This window comes from Micromonospora sp. M51 (genome assembly GCF_018070305.1).
Classification (GTDB): domain Bacteria; phylum Actinomycetota; class Actinomycetes; order Mycobacteriales; family Micromonosporaceae; genus Micromonospora; species Micromonospora parva.
Map to the genome: position 1 here is coordinate 1 of NZ_JAGPXZ010000543.1, position 4,340 is coordinate 4,340.

6 protein-coding genes and 1 pseudogene are annotated in these 4,340 nt (G+C 71.0%); 2 read left to right on the forward strand and 5 right to left on the reverse strand.

Annotation, left to right across the window (positions count from 1 at the left end):
• Positions 1 to 1,267 (reverse strand): APC family permease (locus KBX53_RS24085; RefSeq protein ID WP_210861789.1); only part of this gene is annotated, 1,267 nt, incomplete at its 3' end.
• Between the two features lie 164 nt (positions 1,268 to 1,431).
• Here KBX53_RS24085 and KBX53_RS24090 point away from each other — a divergent pair.
• Entirely contained in the window at positions 1,432 to 2,097 is a 666-nt protein-coding gene (locus KBX53_RS24090) for a TrkA family potassium uptake protein (protein ID WP_030337451.1), read from the forward strand.
• A 2-nt stretch (positions 2,098 to 2,099) separates the two neighbouring features.
• On the forward strand, positions 2,100 to 2,789 hold the full coding sequence (locus KBX53_RS24095) for a TrkA family potassium uptake protein (protein ID WP_030337449.1): 690 nt from the start codon (positions 2,100 to 2,102) through the stop codon (positions 2,787 to 2,789).
• 40 nt (positions 2,790 to 2,829) lie between these two features.
• Here KBX53_RS24095 and KBX53_RS24100 read toward each other — a convergent pair whose 3' ends face one another.
• The 4 genes and pseudogenes from KBX53_RS24100 to KBX53_RS24115 form a co-directional block, all read right to left on the reverse strand.
• Entirely contained in the window at positions 2,830 to 3,513 is a 684-nt protein-coding gene (locus tag KBX53_RS24100; RefSeq protein WP_030337448.1) for a DUF3159 domain-containing protein, read from the reverse strand.
• A gap of 25 nt (positions 3,514 to 3,538) precedes the next feature.
• Positions 3,539 to 3,919, reverse strand: a complete 381-nt coding sequence (locus KBX53_RS24105) for an OB-fold nucleic acid binding domain-containing protein (RefSeq protein WP_210861791.1) — start codon at positions 3,917 to 3,919, stop codon at positions 3,539 to 3,541.
• 10 nt (positions 3,920 to 3,929) lie between these two features.
• Positions 3,930 to 4,085 (reverse strand): hypothetical protein, encoded by a 156-nt coding sequence (locus KBX53_RS24110; RefSeq protein WP_210861793.1) that lies wholly within the window; start codon positions 4,083 to 4,085, stop codon positions 3,930 to 3,932.
• Positions 4,086 to 4,114: 29 nt separating this feature from the next.
• Positions 4,115 to 4,340: pseudogene (locus tag KBX53_RS24115) on the reverse strand (hypothetical protein); the annotation flags it as partial.

Genomic DNA, 4,340 nt, shown 5'->3' on the forward strand with positions numbered 1-4,340 from the left:
GGTGCCGGTTCCAGTGCCGGATCATGCCGGCCTGGGAGACGGTGAACGAGACGAACACCCCGACGATGTAGAGCTGGATGAGTCGGGTCACCTCGGCCTGGAAGCCGACGATCAGCACGATCGCGAAGAGGGCCAGGAAGACGATGCCGTTGGAGAACGCCAGCCGGTCACCCCGGGTGTGGAACTGCCGGGGCAGGTAGCGGTCCTGGGCGAGGATCGAGCCGAGCACCGGGAACCCGTTGAACGCGGTGTTGGCGGCCAGGAACAGGATGAGGGCGGTCATCCCGGCCACCACGTAGAGCAGGATCGACCCGGACCCGAAGACCGTCTCGCCGAGCTGGGTGGTGACCGTCTTCTGCACGTACCCCTCGGGGCCGGCGACGATCTGCAGGCCCGGATCCTCGACGAACTGCAGGTGGGTCAGACGGGCCAGCCAGATGATGCCGACCAGCATGCTCACCGAGATGCTGCCGAGCAGCAGCAGGGTGGTGGCGGCGTTGCGGCTCTTCGGCGCCTTGAACGCGGGCACCCCGTTGGAGATCGCCTCCACGCCGGTGAGCGCGGCGGCGCCCGAGCTGAACGTCCGCAGCAGCAGGAAGATGAGCGCGAAACCGGTCACACTGTGCTCGGCCTGGATGACCAGGTCGGCGCTCGGCGCGCGGAGCTCGTCACCCAGCACGAAGACCCGGAACAGCCCGGTGAGCAGCATCCCGCCCATCACGATGACGAAGCCGTAGGTGGGGATGGCGAACGCGGTGCCCGACTCGCGCAGACCGCGCAGGTTGACCGCGCTCAGCAGGACCACCGCGCTCACCGCGATCAGGACCTTGTGGGTGGCCACGAACGGCACGACCGAGCCCAGGTTGGCCACCCCGGAGGAGACCGACACCGCCACCGTGAGCACGTAGTCGACGAGCAACGCGCTGGCCACCCCGACGCCGAACTTCGGACCCAGGTTGACGGTGGCCACCTCGTAGTCACCACCACCGGACGGGTAGGCGTGCACGTTCTGCCGGTAGCTGGCCACCACGGTGAGCATGACCACGACCACGGCCAGGGCGATCCACGGCGAGAAGACGTACGCGGAGGCACCGGCGATGGACAGGGTCAACAGGATCTCGTCGGGCGCGTACGCGACGCTGGACAGCGCGTCGGAGGCGAAGACGGGAAGCGCGATGCGCTTCGGCAGGAGGGTGTGCTGCAGCCGGTCGGACCGGAACGGTCGACCGAGCAGAAGCCGCTTCAGCAGCGAGGTGGGACTGGCCACGAACGCCAAGGGTACGACCACCACGGCGGGGGCGCGGGGGTGGGCGATCACGGCCGCTCAGCACGGCGGGGTACGGTCGGTCCCCGCTCGCGACCGGGACGTGGCAGGCTCGCACTCGGAAGGCCACCGGCAGCGGGAGTGGTGCGCACCTTGGGAGGGACAGCGTGCACGTCGTGATCATGGGGTGTGGTCGGGTCGGGTCGACCCTCGCCCACAGCCTGGAGTCCCGAGGGCACTCGGTGTCGGTGATCGACCAGGACGCCGACGCCTTCCGCCGGCTCGGCCCCGACTTCGCCGGGATCACGGTGACCGGTGCCGGTTTCGACGGCGAGGTGCTCCGGCAGGCCGGTATCGAACGCGCTGACGCCTTCGCGGCGGTGTCGAGCGGCGACAACTCCAACATCATCTCGGCCCGGCTGGCCCGCGAGACGTTCGGCGTGTCCCGGGTCGCCGCCCGCATCTACGACCAGCGCCGGGCACAGGTCTACGAGCGGCTGGGCATCCCCACCGTGGCGACGGTGCGGTGGACGGCGGACCGGATGCTGCGACACCTGGTGCCGGAGGGCAACGTGGAGATCTTCCGCGACCCCACGAGCACCGTGTCGATCGTCGAGGTGCCGGTGCACAAGGACTGGATCGGTCGACCGGTGCGGACCCTGGAGGAGGCGGCCGGAGCGCGGGTGGCCTACCTGATCCGCTTCGGCATCGGCACGCTGCCCACCGGCTCCACCGTCCTGCAAGAGGGTGACCAGGTGTTCATGCTGGTCAGCGACGACATCGTGGCGACGGTCACGTCGGTGGCGGCGACGGCGCCGGAAGGAGGGCACTGACCATGCGAGTCGCCATCGCTGGCGCGGGCAACGTGGGCCGCTCGATCGCCCAGGAGTTGATCGACAACGGCCACCAGGTGATGCTGATCGAGCGCCAGCCCAAGATGCTGCGCCCGGACCGGGTGCCGGACGCCGAGTGGGTGCTGGCCGACGCGTGCGAGCTGACCAGCCTGGAGGAGGCCGACGTCGCCGGGTGCGACGTCGTGGTCGCGGCGACCGGCGACGACAAGACCAACCTGGTGCTGTCGCTGTTGGCCAAGACCGAGTTCGCGGTGCCCCGGGTGGTCGCCCGGGTCAACCGGGCCGAGAACGAGTGGCTGTTCACCGAGCAGTGGGGCGTGGACGTCGCGGTGAGCAAGCCGCGGGTGATGGCCGCACTGGTCGAGGAGGCGGTCACCGTCGGCGACCTGGTCCGGCTGATGACCTTCCGGCAGGGTGAAGCGAACCTGGTCGAGATCACCCTGCCGCCGACCGCCCCGTACGTGGGTCAACCGATCCACGCGGTGCCGCTGCCCCGTGACTCCGCGCTGGTGGCGATCCTGCGCGGCAAGCGGGTCCTGGTGCCGAGCCCGGACGACCCGATCGAGGCCGGCGACGAGCTGATCTTCGTCTGCACCGCCGAGGTGGAGGACGACGTCCGCGCGGTGATCCTCGGGGCGGACAGCGTCGAACGGACCCGCGGCTCCCGCTGACCGCAGGGCCGCAGTGAGCGGCCGGGTGGCCCGGCCTCGCTCAGGCGCTGGGCAGCGGGGCCGGCGACGACTCCCGGGTGACCCGGCGAACCGTCCAGACCGTGATCAGCAGCAGCAGCGCGTACGGCGGGTAGCCCAGCGCCAGCCGGGCCACACCCAGCGCGGTGTCCTGGTGGGCCAGGTAGAGCCCGGCCTGCACGCCCACCTTGGCCAGCCAGACCACACCCCAGAGCACTGTCAGCTGGGTGAAGGTGCGGACCAGCTTCGGGTCGCTGCGCCACTCCGAACGGCCCTTGGCGACCAGCACCGACCAGATCCAGCCCACCAGCGGCTGCCGGATCGCGGCCGAGATCAGCAGGGCCACGCCGTACCCGATGCCGTAGAGGATGCCGGGGAGGTAGAAGTCACGTTCGTTGCCGGTGCGCCACGCGATGGCCGCGCCGACACCGACACCGAAGAGCCCGTTGACGGCGTGCCGGACGGGCCGGCGTTGGGCCAACCGCACCCCGGCGATCAGCACCGCGACGGAGACCGAGGCGATCACCGCCGGCCGCAGTTCGCCGATGATGTTGGCGAGGACGAAGACGACGACCGGGATGCTGGACTCGACCAACCCGCGCCAGCCGCCGAGCTGGTCGGCCATCTGCTCGGCGATCGTCGGCAGCCGCTCCTCGTCCTGAGGGCCCGTCTCGGGCTGTGCCGCCCGGTCCTGTCCCGTCGTCATCGCCGGCCTTTCGTCCGCAGTGTCGTCACTTGGGCGAGTCCAGCTCGTAGTAGGGGTTGTAGATGACCTTGCGGTCGTCGCGCACCGCCACCCGGCCACGGGCGGTCAGGTGCCGGCCCGGCTCGATCCCGGCGATGTGCCGCCGACCCAGCCAGACGAGAGTGACCACGTCACTGCCGTCGTACAGGTCGGACTCAAGGGTGGGCAGGTTGGTGCGCGGGGTGTAGACCACGGTGCGCAACCGACCGGCGACCGAGACCATCAGCCCCCGGGAGCACTGCTGGGCGGGGATCCCGCCACACTCGGCGCTCTCCCGACGCAGCTCCTGCGCCTCGATCTCGGCCTCGCTGGCGGTGAACCTCTGCAGGATGCGCCGCAGCGACACCCGGCTCTCGTCGGCCGTCATGACCTCCGCGTCACCCTCTCCACGCTCGCCGTTCCCGGCCGGCCCCGGCGGCGCCGGAACCGTCCCGCCAGCGTACGCCGACGGGGCTGGTTCCGGCGGGCCGGTGCGCGCGGTCGACCTCCTCGACGGGCACGCCGAGCCGGGCAGCGATGTCGTCCAGATCCACGCCGACGAACCTACCGCCCGACGGGCATCTCAGGAGTCCGCCGGCACTCCGGCGTCCAGCTGCCCGATCATCGGCGCGAGGAGGTCGTTGAGTTCCCGGGCCAGCACCACCACGGCCCGGCGTGCCGCCGCCGCGACGTCGTCGTCCGGACCCTCGGGCGTCGGCGGCAGATCGTCGAGTGGAACCGGCGCCTCCACCTGCAGCAGCGCGCGCAGGTGCGGGCGGCGCGTCTGGTCCTGCTCGGTGGGTGTGGTG